Genomic DNA, 17,845 nt, shown 5'->3' on the forward strand with positions numbered 1-17,845 from the left:
GCTTCTGTAATAAAAATACCCAACCCTAAAAGGGTTGGGTATTGCAAAGCGATAACTTAAGTCAATAATAACCGACGTGTTAATGTGCGGCTTTCTTGCTGGTTTTTGCCGCTTTCGCTACAGGTTCAACCTCTTCCGTTTTTATCTCTTCAGAGAACTTACGACCATAGTAAGTATCCAGCAGAATCTGTTTCAATTCGGAAATCAACGGATAGCGCGGGTTAGCGCCAGTACACTGATCGTCGAACGCATCTTCTGACAGCTTATCGACCTTGGCCAGGAAATCGGCCTCCTGTACGCCAGCTTCACGGATGGATGTTGGGATTCCCAGTTCAGTCTTCATTTCTTCCAGCCAGTTCAGCAATTTCTCGATTTTCTGCGCAGTACGATCGCTAGGTGCAGTCAGGCGCAGATGATCGGCGATTTCAGCGTAACGACGGCGTGCTTGCGGACGGTCATACTGACTGAATGTCGTCTGTTTGGTCGGGTTGTCATTCGCGTTATAGCGAATCACGTTAGAGATCAGTAGGGCGTTAGCCAGGCCGTGTGGAATATGGAACTCAGAGCCAAGTTTATGTGCCATTGAGTGACAGACGCCGAGGAAGGCGTTGGCAAACGCGATACCGGCAATCGTCGCAGCGTTGTGCACGCGTTCACGGGCAACCGGGTTTTTCGCGCCGTCACGGTAGCTGTCTGGCAGGTTTTCTTTCAGAAGCTTCAGCGCTTGTAACGCCTGTCCGTCCGAATATTCGTTTGCCAGCACGGAAACATAGGCTTCCAGTGAGTGCGTCACGGCATCGAGCCCGCCAAACGCACACAGTGATTTCGGCATGTTCATGACCAGGTTTGCGTCAACAATCGCCATATCTGGCGTCAAAGCATAGTCTGCTAATGGATACTTCTGCCCGGTTGCATCGTCGGTTACCACGGCAAACGGCGTAACTTCGGAACCCGTGCCGGATGTGGTAGTAATCGCCACCATTTTGGCTTTGACACCCATTTTCGGGAACTTGTAGATACGTTTACGGATATCCATAAAGCGCAATGCCAGCTCTTCAAAGTGTGTCGTAGGATGTTCATACATTACCCACATGATCTTAGCGGCATCCATTGGTGAACCGCCACCCAGCGCGATAATGACATCCGGCTTGAAGGAGTGCATTTGTTCTGCACCTTTACGCACGATGCTCAGAGTCGGATCGGCCTCAACCTCAAAGAAAACTTCGGTTTCCAGTCCGTGGTGTTTCAGCACGGAAGTGACCTGATCGACATAACCATTGTTGAACAGAAAACGGTCGGTCACGATAAATGCACGTTTTGCACCATCGGAGGCAACTTCTTCAAGTGCGATTGGCAGTGAGCCGCGACGGAAATAAATAGATTTTGGAAGTTTATGCCACAACATATTCTCTGCTCGCTTGGCTACCGTTTTCTTGTTGATCAAATGCTTCGGACCGACGTTTTCGGAAATGGAGTTTCCTCCCCAAGAGCCACATCCCAGCGTCAGAGACGGGGCGAGTTTGAAGTTGTAGAGATCGCCGATACCGCCCTGAGACGCCGGCGTGTTAATCAAGATACGCGCCGTTTTCATCATATTACCGAAATGATTTACGCGTTCTGGCTGATTGTCTTGATCGGTATAGAGGCAGGATGTGTGACCGATGCCACCCATTGCGACCAATTTTTCCGCTTTAATGACGGCGTCGTTGAAGTCTTTCGCACGGTACATCGCGAGTGTTGGCGACAGTTTTTCATGGGCAAACGGTTCAGATTCATCAACGGCCGTCACTTCACCTATCAGTACTTTGGTGTTAGCAGGGACGGTGATACCCGCCATCTCTGCGATTTTCGGCGCAGGCTGGCCCACAATGTCGGCATTGAGTGAACCGTTTTTCAGCAGAATACCTTGTACAGCATGGAGTTCTTTGCCTTTCAGCATGTAGCCGCCGTGGGTAGCAAAACGTTCACGCACGGCATCATAGACACTGTCTACCACGATGACGGACTGCTCTGACGCACAAATGACGCCGTTATCGAAGGTTTTCGACATCAGAATAGAGGCGACGGCCCGCTTGATATCCGCGGTTTCGTCAACGACAACGGGGGTGTTACCGGCACCTACGCCGATTGCTGGCTTACCAGAACTGTATGCAGCCTTCACCATGCCTGGGCCACCAGTAGCCAGAATCAGGTTGATGTCTGGGTGGTGCATCAATTGGTTGGACAATTCGACAGAAGGTTGATCAATCCAGCCGATGATATCTTTCGGTGCGCCTGCGGCAATTGCTGCTTGCAGAACGATGTCCGCGGCTTTGTTGGTCGCATTTTTTGCGCGAGGATGGGGAGAAAAGATAATCCCGTTGCGGGTCTTCAGGCTGATCAACGCTTTAAATATTGCGGTAGAAGTGGGGTTGGTGGTGGGAACAATACCGCAAATCAGGCCGATAGGCTCTGCAATGGTAATAGTACCGAAAGTGTCGTCAGTAGAGAGGACGCCGCAGGTTTTTTCATCCTGATAGGCGTTATAAATGTACTCGGATGCGAAATGGTTTTTGATGACTTTATCTTCCACGATCCCCATGCCCGATTCAGCAACGGCCATTTTTGCCAGCGGGATACGGGCATCCGATGCAGCGAGTGCGGCAGCGCGGAAGATCTTGTCTACTTGTTCCTGAGTGTAAGTGGCAAATTCCTGCTGTGCCTTTCTTACTCTTTCGACCAATGCGTTAAGTTCAGCAACGTTGGTTACGGCCATAATGCTCTCCTGATAAATGTTAAACTCTTTCAGTCAATTGTTCGCCGAATAGAACAGTATAGATAAACGAGAAGGAGGCGTTTCCGTTACCTTGCTATTCTTTCCTGCCTATTCCGCATCAATTGACTCAAAGAGCTTGCCAGCTACTGTTGTGGCGCGATCGCTGGTTTTTAAAATACTGTAATCGCCGATATCGTAAATTTTTAAAATATTGTTTTGAAAATGCGTAAAAACTAAGATTATTTGCGCATTCATCACGGCATAAGATGAGCATACCTATTTGTGGGTGCATTTTTTGTGATCGATATCGTAATTTCTTTAAGCTGACACCATTCAGCATGGTGATATTGATAATGACTATCATTAATAAAGACGTAGCGGAGAGTTTCCTACCTAAAATGGAGTGGTGGGGGGCGTTGGCGTTAAGGCGGGTAACTACCCATGCGTATAAACGTGGTCGTATAAATAGTGCTTATATCTTAATCTAATGCGTTATTTTTGCTCGCTGCCTCTGGCAGAGGAATGGCGTGACACTGTTGGGCCATGGTAGTAATGAAATTGTTAAAATAGTAACATTTTGGTCAGATAATGACGCGGACAGGTAAGTGCTCATCATCATTTTTGTGCTGTGAAAACGATGAAATCCACTACGATGTTTTTTTGCTCAAAATCTATAAATTGCTGAATATTTAAAAATTACTTGAAATTAAGCGTAAAAAACATTGATTATCATGGGGTTAATTATTATATCGCCGTGTTGTAATGAAAACTATACCGGGCTGTGGTGAAGAAAATTAAGCAACATCAATGTAAAAATATTGGCGAATGTGTCCGCTTTTGATAGCTTCGAGTGTCGACCTGTTACTCGTTATATATTCATAAAATAATATTATGATTTATTTGGATAATGGGCGTTCTTTTCTGCTCTATGTGATGACGATCTTTATGCATAGAGTCCGGTATGGCGTTGTATCAAGACAGGGGCGTTATAAAGTGAAAACTCGCAAAACAAAACGATACTTTGTTACCAGTATGATTGCCGTAGCAGTGATGGCGTCATGCGTGAATGTTCAGGCTGCTAATGTACCTGCCGGTGTTGAATTGGCGAAAGAACAGGTTCTGGTGAGAAACAACGGTGCTGAAGTGTCATCGCTGGACCCGCATAAAATAGAAGGTACACCGGAATCCAACGTTGCGCGCGATCTCTATGAAGGGTTAGTGATTTCCGATCCTGATGGGCACCCGATTCCTGGTGTCGCTGAGCGTTGGGAAAGCAGCGATTTTAAAGTCTGGACGTTCCATTTACGTAAAAATGCCAAGTGGTCAAATGGCGACCCCGTTACCGCCCAGGATTTTGTTTATAGCTGGCAGCGTCTGGCCGATCCGAAAACGGTTTCTCCTTATGCCAGCTATTTGCAATATGGTCATCTGTTGAATATTGATGACATTATTGCCAGCAAAAAATCGCCTGATACGCTGGGCGTAAAAGCACTCGACGACCAGACGTTGGAAGTCACATTGAGTGAACCGATCCCTTACTTTTATAAATTGCTGAATCACTCATCCATGTCCCCGGTAAATAAAGCCGCAGTGGAGAAATTTGGTGATAAATGGACTCAGCCGGAAAACTGGGTGGGAAATGGCGCTTATCGCCTTAAATCTTGGGTCGTGAATGAGCGATTGGTGTTGGAGCGTAATACCCAATATTGGGATAATGCCAAGACCGTGATTAATCAGGTCACCTATCTGCCGGTTGCGTCTGAAGTGACGGATGTTAACCGTTACCGTGCGGGCGAAATTGATGTCACCAATAATAAATTACCGATCGAACTATTCCAGAAGCTAAAAAAAGAAATCCCACAAGAAGTTAACATCGATCCCTATCTCTGCACGTATTATTACGAAATCAATAACCAGAAACCGCCATTTAATGATGTACGGGTACGTACGGCACTGCGCATGGGGCTTGATCAGGACATATTAACCAATAAAGTTAAAAATCAGGGCGATATTCCTGCCTATGGCTATATCCCTCCTTTTACCGACGGACTGAAAGCGCATACCCCTGAATGGTTTACCTGGCCACAGGCGAAACGCAATGAAGAAGCGAAAAAACTGCTGGCGGAAGCGGGCTATACCGCAGAAAAACCGCTGACGTTTAATTTGCTCTATAACTCGTCAGATTTACATAAAAAGCTGGCCATTGCGGCGGCCTCGATCTGGAAACAGAATTTGGGCGTCAACGCGAAGCTGGAGAATCAGGAGTGGAAAACCTATCTCAGCACGCGTCATCAAGGCAATTATGATGTCGCCCGTGCCGGATGGTGTGCAGACTATAACGAGCCGACGTCGTTCTTGAATAGTATGTTGTCAGATAGCAGCAACAATACGGGGCATTATAAGAGCGCGGCGTTCGACAAGCTGATGGCGCAGGCTGTTCAGGCGAAAACGGATGAAGAACGAGCACAAATTTATCAGCAGGCAGAATCGCAGTTAGATAAAGATGCGGCCATTGTACCGGTCTATTACTATGCGAATACCCGACTGGTCAAACCTTATGTCGGCGGTATAACCGGCAAAGACCCGTTGGATAACATTCGGGTGAAAGATCTCTATATCATTAAGCATTGATCCGCTGCTGTTTACGGTTTGATGCAAATGAATTGAGCGAGCAGCGATTAATTTGGTGTTTACTCTATGCTTACCCATTCCTACTATGTGGGAATGGGGGGGGGTGAATCGATTAATCGTTTTTCTCACAGGGCGCTAACTCAGGAACCGTGTAGGTATCACTAACACGGAAACATTACAGGAGAAAATAATGACACACATCACAACTAAAAAAAGAATAGCGGCCGCTATTATTGCGGCGTTAAGTAGTACGATGGCTGTTTCTGCCTTCGCCGCGACCGTTCCCGCAGGCGTTCAATTAGCAGAAAAACAGGAATTGGTTCGTAACAACGGCGCGGAAGTTTCATCCCTCGATCCACATAAAATCGAAGGCGTACCCGAATCTAACGTGTCGCGCGATCTGCTGGAAGGGCTGGTCATTTCCGATGTTAACGGCAAAACCAGCCCTGGCGTAGCAGAAAGCTGGGATAACAAAGAGTTTAAAGTGTGGACATTCCATCTGCGGAAAGATGCCAAATGGTCCAACGGTGAGCCGGTTACCGCGCAAGATTTCGTCTACAGCTGGCAGCGTCTAGCCGATCCCAAGACGGCATCGCCTTACTCCAGCTACCTGCAATATGGTCATCTGCTCAATATCGATGACATCATCGCCGGCAAAAAATCTCCAGATACATTAGGCGTGAAAGCGATCGACGATCATACATTTGAGGTCACGCTTTCTGAAGCCGTCCCTTACTTCTATAAGTTGCCGGTTTATGTCGCGATGTCGCCTGTTAATAAAGCCGTTGTTGAAAAGTTCGGCGAAAAATGGACGCAGCCGCAAAACTGGGTCGGTAATGGTGCCTACAAGCTGAAAAGTTGGATCGTGAACGAAAAACTGGTATTGGAACGCAACCCACAATACTGGGACAACGCACATACCGTGATCAATCAGGTGACGTACCTGCCTATTTCTTCGGAAGTGACTGATGTGAACCGCTACCGCAGCGGTGAAATTGATATGACATACAATCAGCTGCCGATTGAACTCTTTCAAAAATTAAAGAAAGAGATCCCCGATGAGGTGAAGGTTAACCCGTACCTGTGCACTTATTATTATGAAATTAACAACCAGAAGCCGCCGTTTAACGATGTTCGTGTAAGAACAGCGTTACGTCTGGGCATAAGTCAGGATATTCTGACCAATAAAGTGAAAAATCAGGGTGATATTCCAGCCTATGGTTTTGTACCGCCGTATATCGATGGTTTCAAAGCAGAAATCCCAGAGTGGTTCACTTGGTCACAGGAAAAACGTAACGCAGAAGCGAAAAAACTGCTGGCGGAAGCCGGGTACACCGCAGAAAAACCACTGACGTTTAATTTGCTCTACAACTCATCCGATCTTCATAAAAAGATGGCGATTGCCGCCGCCTCTATCTGGAAGCAAAATATCGGTGTGGATGTGAAGCTGGAAAATCAGGAATGGAAAACGTTCCTTAGCTCTCGCCAGCAGGGAACGCAAGATCTGGCGCGTGGCGGGTGGTGTGCAGATTATAACGAACCGTCTACCTTCCTAAACAGTATGTTGTCTAACAGCAGCAATAATAAGTCACACTATAAGAGCAAAGAGTTTGATGCGCTTGTCGCGAAATCTTTACAGGTGAAAACCGATGAGGAGCGTGCTGTCGTATATCAACAGGCTGAAGCATTGCTGAATAAAGACGCAGTTATCGTACCTGTTTACCACTATGCGAATACCCGTTTGGTGAAGACCTATGTTGGGGGCTTAACAGGCAAAGATCCCCAGGATAATGTCTATGTGAAAGATCTTTATATCATCAAGCACTAATAATAATGGCTGGCGGCACGCAACGATGTCGCCAGCCTTTTATAGGTACGAGCAATGTTAAAATTTATCCTTCGCCGCTGTTTAGAGGCGATCCCAACACTATTTATCCTGATCACCATCTCATTTTTCATGATGCGATTGGCACCCGGCAGCCCTTTTACCGGTGAGCGTAATTTACCGCCGGAAGTGATGGCGAATATTGAGGCCAAATATCATCTGAACGATCCCATACTGACGCAGTACGGTAACTATTTACTGCAATTAGTGCAGGGTGATTTTGGTCCTTCTTTTAAATACAAAGACTATTCCGTGAACGATCTGGTCGCGACGTCTTTCCCGGTTTCTGCGAAATTAGGGTTCGCCGCATTCATTCTTGCCATTGTTTTTGGTGTGAGTGCGGGAGTGATCGCTGCGCTGAATCAAAATACGAAATGGGACTATACCGTGATGGGCTTTGCCATGACGGGGGTGGTTATTCCCAGCTTCGTCGTCGCACCGCTGCTGGTGCTGATTTTCGCTATTACGCTACGTTGGCTGCCCGGCGGTGGCTGGAACGGCGGGGCACCGAAATACATAATTTTACCGATGGTGGCGCTGTCTTTGTCTTATATCGCTAGCATCGCGCGTATCACCCGAGGATCGATGATCGAGGTTTTACACTCTAACTTTATCCGCACGGCACGCGCCAAGGGGCTACCGATGCGTCGTATTGTCCTGCGCCATGCGTTAAAGCCTGCATTACTACCGGTACTTTCCTATATGGGGCCAGCGTTTGTTGGGATTATTACTGGCTCAATGGTGATCGAAACCATCTTTGGCTTACCCGGTATCGGGCAACTGTTTGTGAATGGTGCGCTGAACCGCGATTACTCACTAGTATTGAGCCTGACGATTTTAGTCGGCGGCTTAACCATTTTATTTAATGCGATCATTGACGTGCTCTACGCTGTTATCGATCCGAAAATTCGCTATTAATTGGGGGCGCTATGTTTTGGAATCGAAAAAACGTTGAAGCGTTAGAGAACTTCACTGAGCAGTCTGAGATTGAAGGGCGCAGCCTGTGGCAAGATGCGCGCCTGCGTTTTATCCATAATCGCGCCGCGCTGGCTAGTCTGTTTGTTCTGGCTGTGATTACCCTTTTCGTGGTGTTTGCGCCGATGCTGTCTGCATTTGACTACGCCGATACGGATTGGGGAATGATGTCAGCCGCACCGGATATGACATCTGGACACTATTTCGGCACGGATTCTTCTGGCCGCGATCTGCTGGTTCGTGTTGCTATCGGTGGCCGCGTTTCGCTGATGGTCGGTGTGGCTGCCGCGCTGGTTGCCGTTTTCGTCGGGACGCTGTATGGCGCGATGTCCGGCTATCTGGGGGGGAAAGTGGACTCGGTGATGATGCGTCTGCTGGAGATCCTCAACTCATTCCCGTTCATGTTCTTCGTTATTCTGCTGGTCACGTTCTTTGGGCAGAACATGCTGCTAATTTTCGTGGCTATCGGCATGGTGTCCTGGCTAGACATGGCACGTATCGTGCGTGGTCAGACGTTGAGTCTGAAACGTAAAGAGTTCATTGAAGCTGCAATGGTTTCTGGTGTCTCCACGCGCGGTATCGTGTTACGTCACATTGTTCCTAATGTGCTCGGCGTGGTAGTGGTTTACGCCTCTCTGCTAGTACCAAGCATGATACTGTTCGAATCCTTCCTGAGCTTCCTCGGTCTGGGAACGCAGGAACCGTTAAGCAGTTGGGGTGCCTTGCTGAATGATGGTGCGAACTCAATGGAAGTGTCGCCGTGGTTACTGTTCTATCCGGCGGCGTTTCTGGTTGTCACGCTGTTTTGTTTTAACTTTATCGGCGATGGCCTGCGTGATGCCCTCGACCCGAAAGATCGCTGAGGAGCATCAACATGAGCAAAATTGAGTTAACTGGCGCGCACGACGCGCTGCTACATGTTCAGGATCTACGGGTAACGTTCAAGACGCAAGATGGGGACGTGACGGCGGTTAACGACTTGAATTTCACGCTTAATGCCGGTGAAACACTGGGGATTGTCGGTGAATCAGGTTCGGGTAAATCGCAGACGGCGTTTGCGCTGATGGGATTGCTGGCCCGCAATGGTCGAATTGGTGGTTCGGCGCGTTTTCGTGGCAAAGAGATTCTCAATTTACCTGAAAACCAGCTGAATAAACTGCGTGCTGAAGAAATCAGTATGATTTTCCAGGACCCGATGACTTCACTGAACCCTTATATGCGCGTCGGTGAACAACTGATGGAAGTGCTGATGTTGCACAAACGCCTGAGCAAAAGTGAAGCGTTTGAAGAATCGGTCAAAATGTTGGATGCGGTCAAAATGCCGGAAGCACGTAAGCGGATGAAAATGTATCCGCATGAGTTTTCCGGTGGGATGCGTCAACGCGTGATGATCGCGATGGCACTGCTATGTCGTCCGAAATTGCTGATTGCCGATGAACCGACAACGGCATTGGATGTGACGGTTCAGGCGCAGATAATGACGTTGTTGAACGAACTGAAGCGTGAGTTTAATACTGCCATCATCATGATCACCCATGATTTGGGCGTGGTTGCGGGTATTTGTGACAAAGTGCTGGTCATGTACGCGGGGCGCACCATGGAATATGGTGTCGCACGCGATGTCTTTTATCATCCGAGCCATCCGTATTCCGTCGGTCTGCTCAACGCCGTGCCGCGTCTGGATGCGGAAGATGAGGTGTTGGCGACCATTCCAGGCAATCCGCCTAACCTATTACGTTTGCCGAAAGGGTGTCCGTTCCAGCCACGCTGTCCCTATTCAATGGATGTCTGCCACAGTGCACCTGCACTGGAATCTTTTGGTGATGGCCGCTTGCGCGCCTGCTTTAGAGCGATTGAGGAGGTGGTATGAACAACGCGGACGAAAAAAAGGTGTTGTTAGAAGTGGACGATCTGAAAGTTCACTTTGATGTCAGAGATGATAAGCAGTGGTTCTGGCAACCGCCCAAAAAACTGAAAGCGGTCGATGGCGTAACGCTGCGCTTATATGAAGGTGAAACTCTGGGCGTGGTAGGGGAATCTGGCTGCGGTAAGTCTACGCTGGCGCGTGCCATTATCGGGCTGGTAAAAGCGACCGACGGACGCGTCACTTGGCTGGGGAAAGACCTGCTGGGCATGAGTGCCGATCAGTGGCGTGCAGCACGTAGCGATATTCAGATGATATTCCAGGACCCGTTGGCGTCGCTGAATCCTCGTATGAACATTGGCGAAATTATTGCCGAACCGTTGAAAGTTTATCATCCAGAGCTTGATCGGCAGGCGGTAAAAGATCGTGTGAAAGCGATGATGCTGAAGGTTGGGCTACTGCCTAGCCTGATTAACCGTTATCCACATGAATTCTCTGGTGGTCAGTGTCAGCGTATTGGTATCGCACGTGCGCTGATCCTGGAGCCGAAGCTGATTATCTGTGATGAACCTGTTTCGGCACTGGACGTATCGATTCAAGCACAGGTGGTGAACCTGTTGCGTCAGTTACAGCGTGAAATGCGCCTGTCGCTGATTTTCATCGCTCATGACTTATCGGTAGTGAAACACATTTCTGACCGTGTATTAGTGATGTATCTGGGTCATGCCGTAGAGCTGGGCACCTACGATCAGGTCTATCAAAACCCGCAGCATCCCTATACTCGAGCATTGATGTCCGCTGTGCCGATTCCCGATCCCGATCAGGAACGTAACAAGAAGATACAGCTGCTGGAAGGGGATTTGCCTTCACCGATCAATCCGCCATCCGGTTGCGTGTTTTGCACCCGTTGTCCGGTTGTCGGCCCTGAGTGCTCGAAAACCCGTCCATTATTGGAAGGGAGTTTTGCGCACGCTGTCTCATGTCTGAAGGTCGATCCGCAGGCGCTGTTACCGGAAACGGAAGCGCAGTAACCCAATTTTATCGGTTACCGATGTAAAAAAGGCGTCTCCTGTGGGAGACGCCTTGCTAAGCAAGATAACTTATTCTTTCCACAGAATGTGGCAAAGTTTGTGGTCTTTTTCCCGGCAAATCAGCACGCGGGCAAAAATATCAGTAATTTCTTCACCGTCTTGTTCGGCCAGCCCAATCACGACTTCGGCAAAGAAATCAGGATTCAGGTCGAAATCAACGTGTTCAGCCCAGTCTTCTGCGGGGTCAAATAATTCAGCACCGCCGCGCTCTTCGAATTGCAGGTTGAAAAGTAAAATATCTGCCGGATCGAGGTTGTCTGCCGCCAGTTCTAAGAAGATGTCGTAGGCCTGTTCCAATGCTTCGTCTTCGGTCAGGCGATTATTCAAATCCATAACGTAATTCCTGTTAATTCCCAATAGCCTTATTAGAACACGGGAAAACGCGTATTTATAGCAGGGGGCTGAAAAAGTAGAACAACCGTTCGACGATGCGTTGCCAGTAAGGGCGGTTTTGCCACTGCGTCGCGTTTAACAGACGTGAACGGGCAATATAGTCTTCCTGCACACAGGCTAAATCACTGCCGAATCCGGCATCGTCAATCACCAGCGTAATTTCAAAATTCAGCCACAGGCTGCGCATGTCGAGATTCACCGTACCAACCAGACTAAGCTGCCCGTCGACCAGCACGCTTTTGGTGTGCAGCAGCCCGTCCTTGAATTGATAAATTTTTACGCCTGCGGCCAGCAGTTCCGTGAAGAACGCACGGCTGGCCCAGCCGACCAGCACGGAGTCGTTCTTGTGTGGCACAATAATACTGACATCGACCCCGCGCTGGGCGGCGGTACAAATGGCATGTAGCAGGTCATCGCTGGGGACGAAGTAGGGCGTCGTCATGATCAATTGCTTACGCGCCGAATAGACGGATGTCAGCAGCGCCTGATGAATCATTTCTTCCGGGTAACCGGGGCCTGAAGCAATAACCTGAATGGTATGACCGCTCTCCTGTTCGAACGGCATGACGTTAACATCCGGCGGCGGCGGGAGCAGGCGCTTGCCTGTCTCCATTTCCCAGTCGCAGCAGTAAATAATCCCCAGCGTGGTCGCCACTGGGCCTTCAATACGTGCCATCAGATCTATCCATTGCCCTACGCCGGCATCCTGCTTAAATAAGCGAGGATCGACCATATTCATACTGCCGGTATAGGCAATACGGTTGTCGATCAGAATAATTTTACGGTGCTGTCGCAAATCCATACGGCGCAGGAAAGCACGGAATAGATTCACTTTCAGGGCTTCGACCACTTCTATGCCTGCGGTGCGCATAAGTTCGGGATGATGCTGGCGGAAAAATTGGACGCTGCCAGCCGAGTCCAACAGAATACGGCAATGTACTCCGCGTCGTGCAGCCGCAATCAGGGAAGAGGTAACTTGCTCGACCAACCCACCGGATTGCCAGATATAGAACACCATCTCAACATTGTTACGTGCAAGTTCAATATCACGTAATAGCGCCTTAATGGTGTCATCAAACGTGGTCATCAACTGCAATTGGTTGCCTTTGACGCCACCCACACCTTGTCGACGTTCACAAAGCTGGAATAGCGCGCTAGCAACTTCACTGTTTTCCGTCGCGAAAATACGACGGTATTCCTTTAACTCGCGCAGCCATTTAGCGGTTGAAGGCCACATTTTACTAGCACGTTCAGCTCGACGTTTGCCGAGATGGAGTTCGCCAAACGAAAGATAAGCGATAATACCGACAAGTGGCAGAATATAAATCACCAGCAGCCAAGCCATCGCTGAAGGTACAGCCCGGCGTTTCATCAGAATACGCAAGGTCACACCCGCGATCAGCAACCAGTAGCTAAAAACCAGTAACCAACTTATTACGGTATAAAATGTCGACATAAAAGCAGCACAGTTCCCTTCTGCAAAGAATTAACAAAGTGTACGCATAGATTTATAAAAGGGGAAATGCCTTTCCTCTGAATAAAAGTTATGAATAAGAAGAGAGCGAAGAGGGCGATTCACTGATTGTCGCCACGTATCAGGGGTATATAATGCCCAGCGCGAGTGTATTAACAAGAGTCGCATCATGAAACGCAGTCGGAATGAAGTGGGCCGTTGGCGGATGTTACGTCAGGTCCAGCGTAGAAGAGGCCGTTGGTTGGAAGCGCAATCGCGTACTTACCGCCATATTCGCTCTGCTCGTTATTTGCAGCAGAAGCACCAACGGCGGGCATTGCTCTATGCGGTAGCCTACGAGTGGTAAGTCAGTGAGAAAAATAGCGACCCGAAGTATGGTCGCTATTTTTTATCACGGTATTTTGTTATCAAGGCACTGATTTATGCCGTCATCGGCTTATCCCATCATTGGAATGCGCTGAACTATTTCTCTCTGGTCAATCATCGAATTAACGTCATGCTCTGTCGAGGGAAGGATAAACAACGATACCGAGGTACTGAGACGTTCCGTTTGCTCCAGCAGTGAGGTGAAGGTGTGCGCGGAAGCTTCAACCTGACCCGCATTTTCTCTGACGGTGTCGTTCAGTGTGCTGAGCCGGGCAGTCACTTCATGAATGCTTTCATTTTGCTGATGCGATATTTCCGAGATCTCGCTCAGAAACGTGCCTGTTCCTTTCGCCGTTTGGATGATGTTTTGTAGGCTATCATTCAGCTTGTTTACCAGCCGCGTTCCTGCGGTTACGCTGTTGTCTGAATCACGGATCAGCACATTGATGTTCTGTGCAGAGTGGCTGCTTTGCGAAGCCAACGTGCCGACCTCTCGCGCGACAACGGCGAACCCGCGCCCCATTGCCCCAGCCCGTGCGGCTTCAATCGCTGCGTTCAAAGACAAAATGTGGGTCTGGAATGCTACGTTCTCAATCATCCCAATCGCTTCCGTCATTTCTCGCGTTCTGCCTGCGATATCTGACATCGCCGCTTTGACGTCATTCATCATCGTTTCACCTTGTGTGGCAATTTTACTGGTATCTTCCGCATGCAAGTTGGCCTGTTGCGTATGCAGCGTATTTTGTTCCAGATGTTGGCTGAGCTGAATAATGTGTTCCGTCGTGGCTTTAAGTTCGCGGGATTGGCGATTTGCCTGTTCGGAAAGCTGTTGGTTATCCGCAGCGACGCGATCGACCTGTGTCACCATGTGGTCAACGCCCTGACGAACTTGATTGACCAATGTAACCAGACCTTCCTGCATTTGAATGACGTTGGTATTGAGCTGTTCAACTTCGCGTGTACCGCGGGTTTCTGCGTTGACCGAGTGAGATAGATCGCCAGCGGCGATCCGTTTTAAATGGGTAATAATTTGTGTCAGCGGGCGAATAATGACCCGATTTACACCAATCCACACAGCGATCGCGATCGCCAATAAGAGCCCCAGAACCGTGATGAAAATGGTTTTCGCGCGATCGAGAGAGGATAAGAATTGTTGGCCATGCTGCTTTTGTAGCGCATCGGTATCTTGCAGATAGTGCGAATATTTTTGAGTAAAATCGCTTTGGTAGGCCTGAACCGGGACAGCAAAGAAAATATCGATCTGATTGGTCGTTTTGATTCCCTCGGCCAGCTCGACAAGCCCGGAATAAAGCTGGTTGTAACTTTTCTTCAAATCGACAAAGGCTGGTGTGTCTGCTTCATTCGTCGTGGCTGTTCCCAGTAATTGGTAGTGCGCTTGTGCCTGTTTTAGAGAGACTTCCGCTTCATCCATCAGGCTATGCCAGCTGCCTTCAGAGCCTGTTTCTTTATCTACCAACAGATAAATACCCGCGCGGTTGAGTTTGTCGCTGGCATTCATCACTTCCATCCGTGCTTTATCCATTACCGCTTGTTGCTGGCGCAGCCCCTCGTTCGCGGAAATATCCTGTCTAACTTGAGTCATCGTTTGAGAAATGACGCCGATAGAAACCAATTGCAGTAAAGAAAATAGCCCAATGATCAATAACAATCCGGAGAGAATACTTAGGCGATGACGGCGGCGGATAGTAGCAATTCCGTTTCGCAAAACCGCAGGCATTAACATGATTGTTGACCCTCTATAGATGAATAGCGGTCAAACTATCACTGTTAAATGACTAAAATATTTCAGCTTTTGGTGTGGGGGCAAGAGGTCATGATTTTTCGTACTATCATGACCTGTATCAACGGAACTCCTAAAACACTTTTTTGTATGGTTTCACGCTAACGTGTTTGTAGACGCCAGCCGCGATGTAAGGGTCCGCATTGGCCCACGCCGTAGCTTCATCCAACGATGCGAATTCGGCGATAATGACAGAACCGCTAAAACCAGCCTGACCGGGATCTTCGCTATCGATAGCGGGTAAGGGGCCAGCAGTAATCAGCCGACCCTGATCGCGTAATACCTGTAAACGGGCAAGATGGTCTGGTCTGACCGACAGGCGTTTTGCCAGGGAATCAACATTATCTTCAGCATAAATGACATAGAGCATAGTGGCCTCACGGGTAGGAAGGTAAATTCTCGCGTTCGGGATTCCGGGTACGGTTCCCCCAACGGCCAAACACTATCGGTAAGAGAAACGTGTTTCTACTATCATACGTGATGTTGTTTGAAGACAATAGCTCGAGGACAATAGGTTGATTTGCCAGAGTAATCCCCCCACAATTTCTGTTTTTTTTACAATTCCACGGGTTGTTATTGAATATGATTGCTATTTGCATTTAAACTTGGGCGGCATAAGAGGATAAAGACAGACTATGCCGCAAAAAAAATTTTTTCTAACCCGTCGTTACTCATGGCCATTCATACTTTCAGTTGGTTTCCACGGTTCACTGATTGCAGGTTTGCTGTACGCTTCGTTTAATAATTCAATTGAATTACCGCAGGAGTCTAAACCTATCAGCGTGGTAATGGTGAATCCCGCAGCCTACGAAGCGGCACCTGTTGCCAAATCAGCCCCTGAACCCGAGCCCGTTAAGCAGCCAGAACCTGAGCCGGAACCGATTCCAGAACCGGAACCCGTGCCGCAGCCAGTAGCGATACCGTTACCTGAACCAAAACCCAAGCCGAAACCTAAACCGGAGCCTAAGCCCGTGAAGAAGGTGGAGCAGCCGAAGCCGGTTAAGCGTGAACCGACCGTTGAAAAACAGCCGCCTTCGCCGTTTACCAGCGAAGAGCCGACGCGCAATGTCAATAATGCGCCAGTGAAACAGGCACCTGCACCAGCAGCAAGCTCACAGTCGAGTGGGCCACGTCCGCTGAGCCGCGCGCAGCCACAGTATCCAGCCCGCGCGTTCTCGTTACGCGTTGAAGGACGAGTGAAAATGCAGTTTGATGTGGATGAATCCGGGCGCGTTGACAACGTTCGGGTACTTTCTGCTGAGCCGCGCAATATGTTTGAACGTGACATCAAACAGGCGATGCGTAAATGGCGTTACGAAGCGAGCAAGCCAGGTAAAGATCTGGTTGTGACCATCGTGTTTAAAATTGATGGCGGGGCGGCGGTCGAATAATACCCGGCAATACATAAAAAGAAACGGGGCATCGTCTTTGATAGATGATGCCCCGTTTTCATTATAGAACGGGTGAAATCGTGTCGATGCAGCAAGCGCTCAGTCTGATATTACTCGCTTGGCGTGAAGTTGCTTTTACCGGCTGGCAGTTCACGTGGATGGCCTTCTTCATCGACGGCGACGTAAGTGAATAACGCTTCGGTGGCCCGATAGCGCTGACCAATCGGCTCAGACGACACTTTCTTTACCCAGACTTCAACGTTGACATTGATAGAGCTACGGCCAGTACGTAAGCAACGCGCATAGCAGCAAACCACATCGCCGACGGCAACGGGTTTTAGGAACGACATCCCATCAACCCGTACAGTAACGACGCGCCCTTCGGCGATTTCTTTCGCCAGAATGGCACCGCCGATGTCCATTTGCGACATCAACCAGCCGCCAAAAATATCCCCGTTCGCATTGGTATCAGCTGGCATTGCCAGCGTACGGAGAACCAGTTCACCCTGTGGTAACACGTTTTGTGTGCTCATTGTGTATGCCTCGGTTTAGCGATTACTGTAGCTCGCTTTTTTCTTCTTCTGATTTCTCTTGGTCGTTAGGTAAGTGGCGATAAATATAGACGCCACAAACCAGCGTAAACAGCAGCGTCACACCGGTTAGTCCAAAGACTTTAAAATTTACCCAAACGCTTTGCGGTAGCCAGAAAGCAATATAAATGTTAACCAATCCGCACACCAGAAAGAACATGGCCCAGGCGAAATTCAGTTTCCCCCAGACAGGCTGCGGTAAGGTCAACTCTTTGCCCAGCATCTTCTGAATCAGAGTCTGTTTCATGACAAACTGGCTAACCAGCAGGGCAATGGCAAACAAGGCGTAGATGATGGTCACTTTCCACTTAATAAACAGATCATTATGGAATACCAGCGTTAGCGAACCAAAAACGACGACCATCGCAAAGGTAACCAGCGTCATTTTCTCTATTTTACGGTACATCACCCAGGTGACCGCGAGTGACAGCGCCGTTGCCGCAATCAGCGCACCCGATGCAATATAGATGTCATAAAGTTTATAGGCCGCAAAAAAAACGACCAACGGTATAAAATCAAGAAGTTGCTTCATTATGTCAATCCATCACTCAACTGTGTCGTAATCATAACCCGCAAGAGTTACCCGATAGCGCATGCCATTATCCTTTATTGTGGATCACCATTCCCGA

General features: G+C 48.8%; 15 protein-coding genes. 8 read left to right on the forward strand and 7 right to left on the reverse strand.

All coding sequences use genetic code 11. The features are described from left to right. Positions 1-79: 79 nt before the first annotated feature. Positions 80-2,755: a bifunctional acetaldehyde-CoA/alcohol dehydrogenase gene (gene adhE, locus E2566_RS10490; RefSeq protein ID WP_107170416.1), complete on the reverse strand. Its 2,676-nt coding sequence runs from the start codon at positions 2,753-2,755 to the stop codon at positions 80-82. Between the two features lie 1,032 nt (positions 2,756-3,787). Here adhE and oppA (E2566_RS10495) point away from each other — a divergent pair. The 6 genes from oppA (E2566_RS10495) (at position 3,788) to oppF (ending at position 11,141) form a co-directional block, all read left to right on the forward strand. Further along, entirely contained in the window at positions 3,788-5,386 is a 1,599-nt protein-coding gene (gene oppA, locus E2566_RS10495; RefSeq protein ID WP_233671775.1) for an oligopeptide ABC transporter substrate-binding protein OppA, read from the forward strand. Positions 5,387-5,576: 190 nt separating this feature from the next. Next, complete coding sequence (gene oppA / locus E2566_RS10500) at positions 5,577-7,214, forward strand: oligopeptide ABC transporter substrate-binding protein OppA (protein ID WP_107170415.1); 1,638 nt, start codon at positions 5,577-5,579, stop codon at positions 7,212-7,214. 54 nt (positions 7,215-7,268) lie between these two features. Further along, positions 7,269-8,189, forward strand: a complete 921-nt coding sequence (oppB, locus tag E2566_RS10505) for an oligopeptide ABC transporter permease OppB (protein ID WP_005968711.1) — start codon at positions 7,269-7,271, stop codon at positions 8,187-8,189. A gap of 11 nt (positions 8,190-8,200) precedes the next feature. After that, a complete protein-coding gene (gene oppC, locus E2566_RS10510) occupies positions 8,201-9,109 on the forward strand; it encodes an oligopeptide ABC transporter permease OppC (RefSeq protein WP_107170414.1) in 909 nt (302 codons plus the stop codon). An 11-nt stretch (positions 9,110-9,120) separates the two neighbouring features. Then, positions 9,121-10,116 (forward strand): ABC transporter ATP-binding protein, encoded by a 996-nt coding sequence (oppD, locus tag E2566_RS10515; RefSeq protein ID WP_107170413.1) that lies wholly within the window; start codon positions 9,121-9,123, stop codon positions 10,114-10,116. Beyond that, positions 10,113-11,141 carry a murein tripeptide/oligopeptide ABC transporter ATP binding protein OppF gene (gene oppF / locus E2566_RS10520; protein ID WP_107170412.1) on the forward strand — a complete coding sequence of 343 codons (1,029 nt, stop codon included), beginning with the start codon at positions 10,113-10,115 and terminating at the stop codon, positions 11,139-11,141. Before oppD ends, oppF begins: the two co-directional genes overlap by 4 nt. A gap of 69 nt (positions 11,142-11,210) precedes the next feature. Here the strand turns inward: oppF and E2566_RS10525 are convergent, their stop codons facing one another. Together E2566_RS10525 and cls are read right to left on the reverse strand one after the other, a co-directional pair. Further along, on the reverse strand, positions 11,211-11,534 hold the full coding sequence (locus tag E2566_RS10525) for an HI1450 family dsDNA-mimic protein (RefSeq protein ID WP_005968702.1): 324 nt from the start codon (positions 11,532-11,534) through the stop codon (positions 11,211-11,213). 55 nt (positions 11,535-11,589) lie between these two features. Then, positions 11,590-13,050: a cardiolipin synthase gene (gene cls / locus E2566_RS10530; RefSeq protein ID WP_107170411.1), complete on the reverse strand. Its 1,461-nt coding sequence runs from the start codon at positions 13,048-13,050 to the stop codon at positions 11,590-11,592. Between the two features lie 187 nt (positions 13,051-13,237). On the opposite strand from cls, the gene E2566_RS10535 reads away from it, so the two are divergent. Next, positions 13,238-13,414: a YciY family protein gene (locus E2566_RS10535; protein ID WP_133169874.1), complete on the forward strand. Its 177-nt coding sequence runs from the start codon at positions 13,238-13,240 to the stop codon at positions 13,412-13,414. 90 nt (positions 13,415-13,504) lie between these two features. On the opposite strand, the gene E2566_RS10540 is transcribed toward E2566_RS10535, so the two are convergent. Together E2566_RS10540 and E2566_RS10545 are read right to left on the reverse strand one after the other, a co-directional pair. Beyond that, positions 13,505-15,178 (reverse strand): Tar ligand binding domain-containing protein, encoded by a 1,674-nt coding sequence (locus E2566_RS10540; protein WP_107170410.1) that lies wholly within the window; start codon positions 15,176-15,178, stop codon positions 13,505-13,507. Between the two features lie 130 nt (positions 15,179-15,308). Beyond that, positions 15,309-15,605, reverse strand: coding sequence for a YciI family protein (locus E2566_RS10545; RefSeq protein WP_107170409.1), 297 nt, complete (start codon positions 15,603-15,605; stop codon positions 15,309-15,311). A gap of 265 nt (positions 15,606-15,870) precedes the next feature. On the opposite strand from E2566_RS10545, the gene tonB reads away from it, so the two are divergent. Further along, positions 15,871-16,626, forward strand: a complete 756-nt coding sequence (tonB, locus tag E2566_RS10550) for a TonB system transport protein TonB (RefSeq protein ID WP_107170408.1) — start codon at positions 15,871-15,873, stop codon at positions 16,624-16,626. A gap of 110 nt (positions 16,627-16,736) precedes the next feature. Here tonB and yciA read toward each other — a convergent pair whose 3' ends face one another. Together yciA and E2566_RS10560 are read right to left on the reverse strand one after the other, a co-directional pair. Next, positions 16,737-17,159, reverse strand: a complete 423-nt coding sequence (yciA, locus tag E2566_RS10555; protein WP_010275288.1) for an acyl-CoA thioester hydrolase YciA — start codon at positions 17,157-17,159, stop codon at positions 16,737-16,739. A 22-nt stretch (positions 17,160-17,181) separates the two neighbouring features. Beyond that, positions 17,182-17,748, reverse strand: coding sequence for a septation protein A (locus E2566_RS10560; RefSeq protein WP_107170407.1), 567 nt, complete (start codon positions 17,746-17,748; stop codon positions 17,182-17,184). Between the last annotated feature and the right edge of the window lie 97 nt (positions 17,749-17,845).

This window comes from Pectobacterium punjabense (genome assembly GCF_012427845.1).
In the GTDB taxonomy this organism is placed as follows: Bacteria; Pseudomonadota; Gammaproteobacteria; order Enterobacterales; family Enterobacteriaceae; genus Pectobacterium; species Pectobacterium punjabense.

Coding starts and splice junctions, on each gene's coding strand:
- oppA (WP_233671775.1), top strand. CDS start 3,788: ATGATTGCCGTAGCAGTGATGGCGTCATGCGTGAATGTTCAGGCTGCT.
- oppF (WP_107170412.1), top strand. CDS start 10,113: ATGAACAACGCGGACGAAAAAAAGGTGTTGTTAGAAGTGGACGATCTG.
- oppB (WP_005968711.1), top strand. CDS start 7,269: ATGTTAAAATTTATCCTTCGCCGCTGTTTAGAGGCGATCCCAACACTA.
- yciA (WP_010275288.1), bottom strand. CDS start 17,159: ATGAGCACACAAAACGTGTTACCACAGGGTGAACTGGTTCTCCGTACG.
- tonB (WP_107170408.1), top strand. CDS start 15,871: ATGCCGCAAAAAAAATTTTTTCTAACCCGTCGTTACTCATGGCCATTC.
- oppC (WP_107170414.1), top strand. CDS start 8,201: ATGTTTTGGAATCGAAAAAACGTTGAAGCGTTAGAGAACTTCACTGAG.
- adhE (WP_107170416.1), bottom strand. CDS start 2,755: ATGGCCGTAACCAACGTTGCTGAACTTAACGCATTGGTCGAAAGAGTA.
- E2566_RS10540 (WP_107170410.1), bottom strand. CDS start 15,178: ATGTTAATGCCTGCGGTTTTGCGAAACGGAATTGCTACTATCCGCCGC.
- E2566_RS10535 (WP_133169874.1), top strand. CDS start 13,238: ATGAAACGCAGTCGGAATGAAGTGGGCCGTTGGCGGATGTTACGTCAG.
- E2566_RS10545 (WP_107170409.1), bottom strand. CDS start 15,605: ATGCTCTATGTCATTTATGCTGAAGATAATGTTGATTCCCTGGCAAAA.
- cls (WP_107170411.1), bottom strand. CDS start 13,050: ATGTCGACATTTTATACCGTAATAAGTTGGTTACTGGTTTTTAGCTAC.
- oppD (WP_107170413.1), top strand. CDS start 9,121: ATGAGCAAAATTGAGTTAACTGGCGCGCACGACGCGCTGCTACATGTT.
- oppA (WP_107170415.1), top strand. CDS start 5,577: ATGACACACATCACAACTAAAAAAAGAATAGCGGCCGCTATTATTGCG.
- E2566_RS10560 (WP_107170407.1), bottom strand. CDS start 17,748: ATGAAGCAACTTCTTGATTTTATACCGTTGGTCGTTTTTTTTGCGGCC.
- E2566_RS10525 (WP_005968702.1), bottom strand. CDS start 11,534: ATGGATTTGAATAATCGCCTGACCGAAGACGAAGCATTGGAACAGGCC.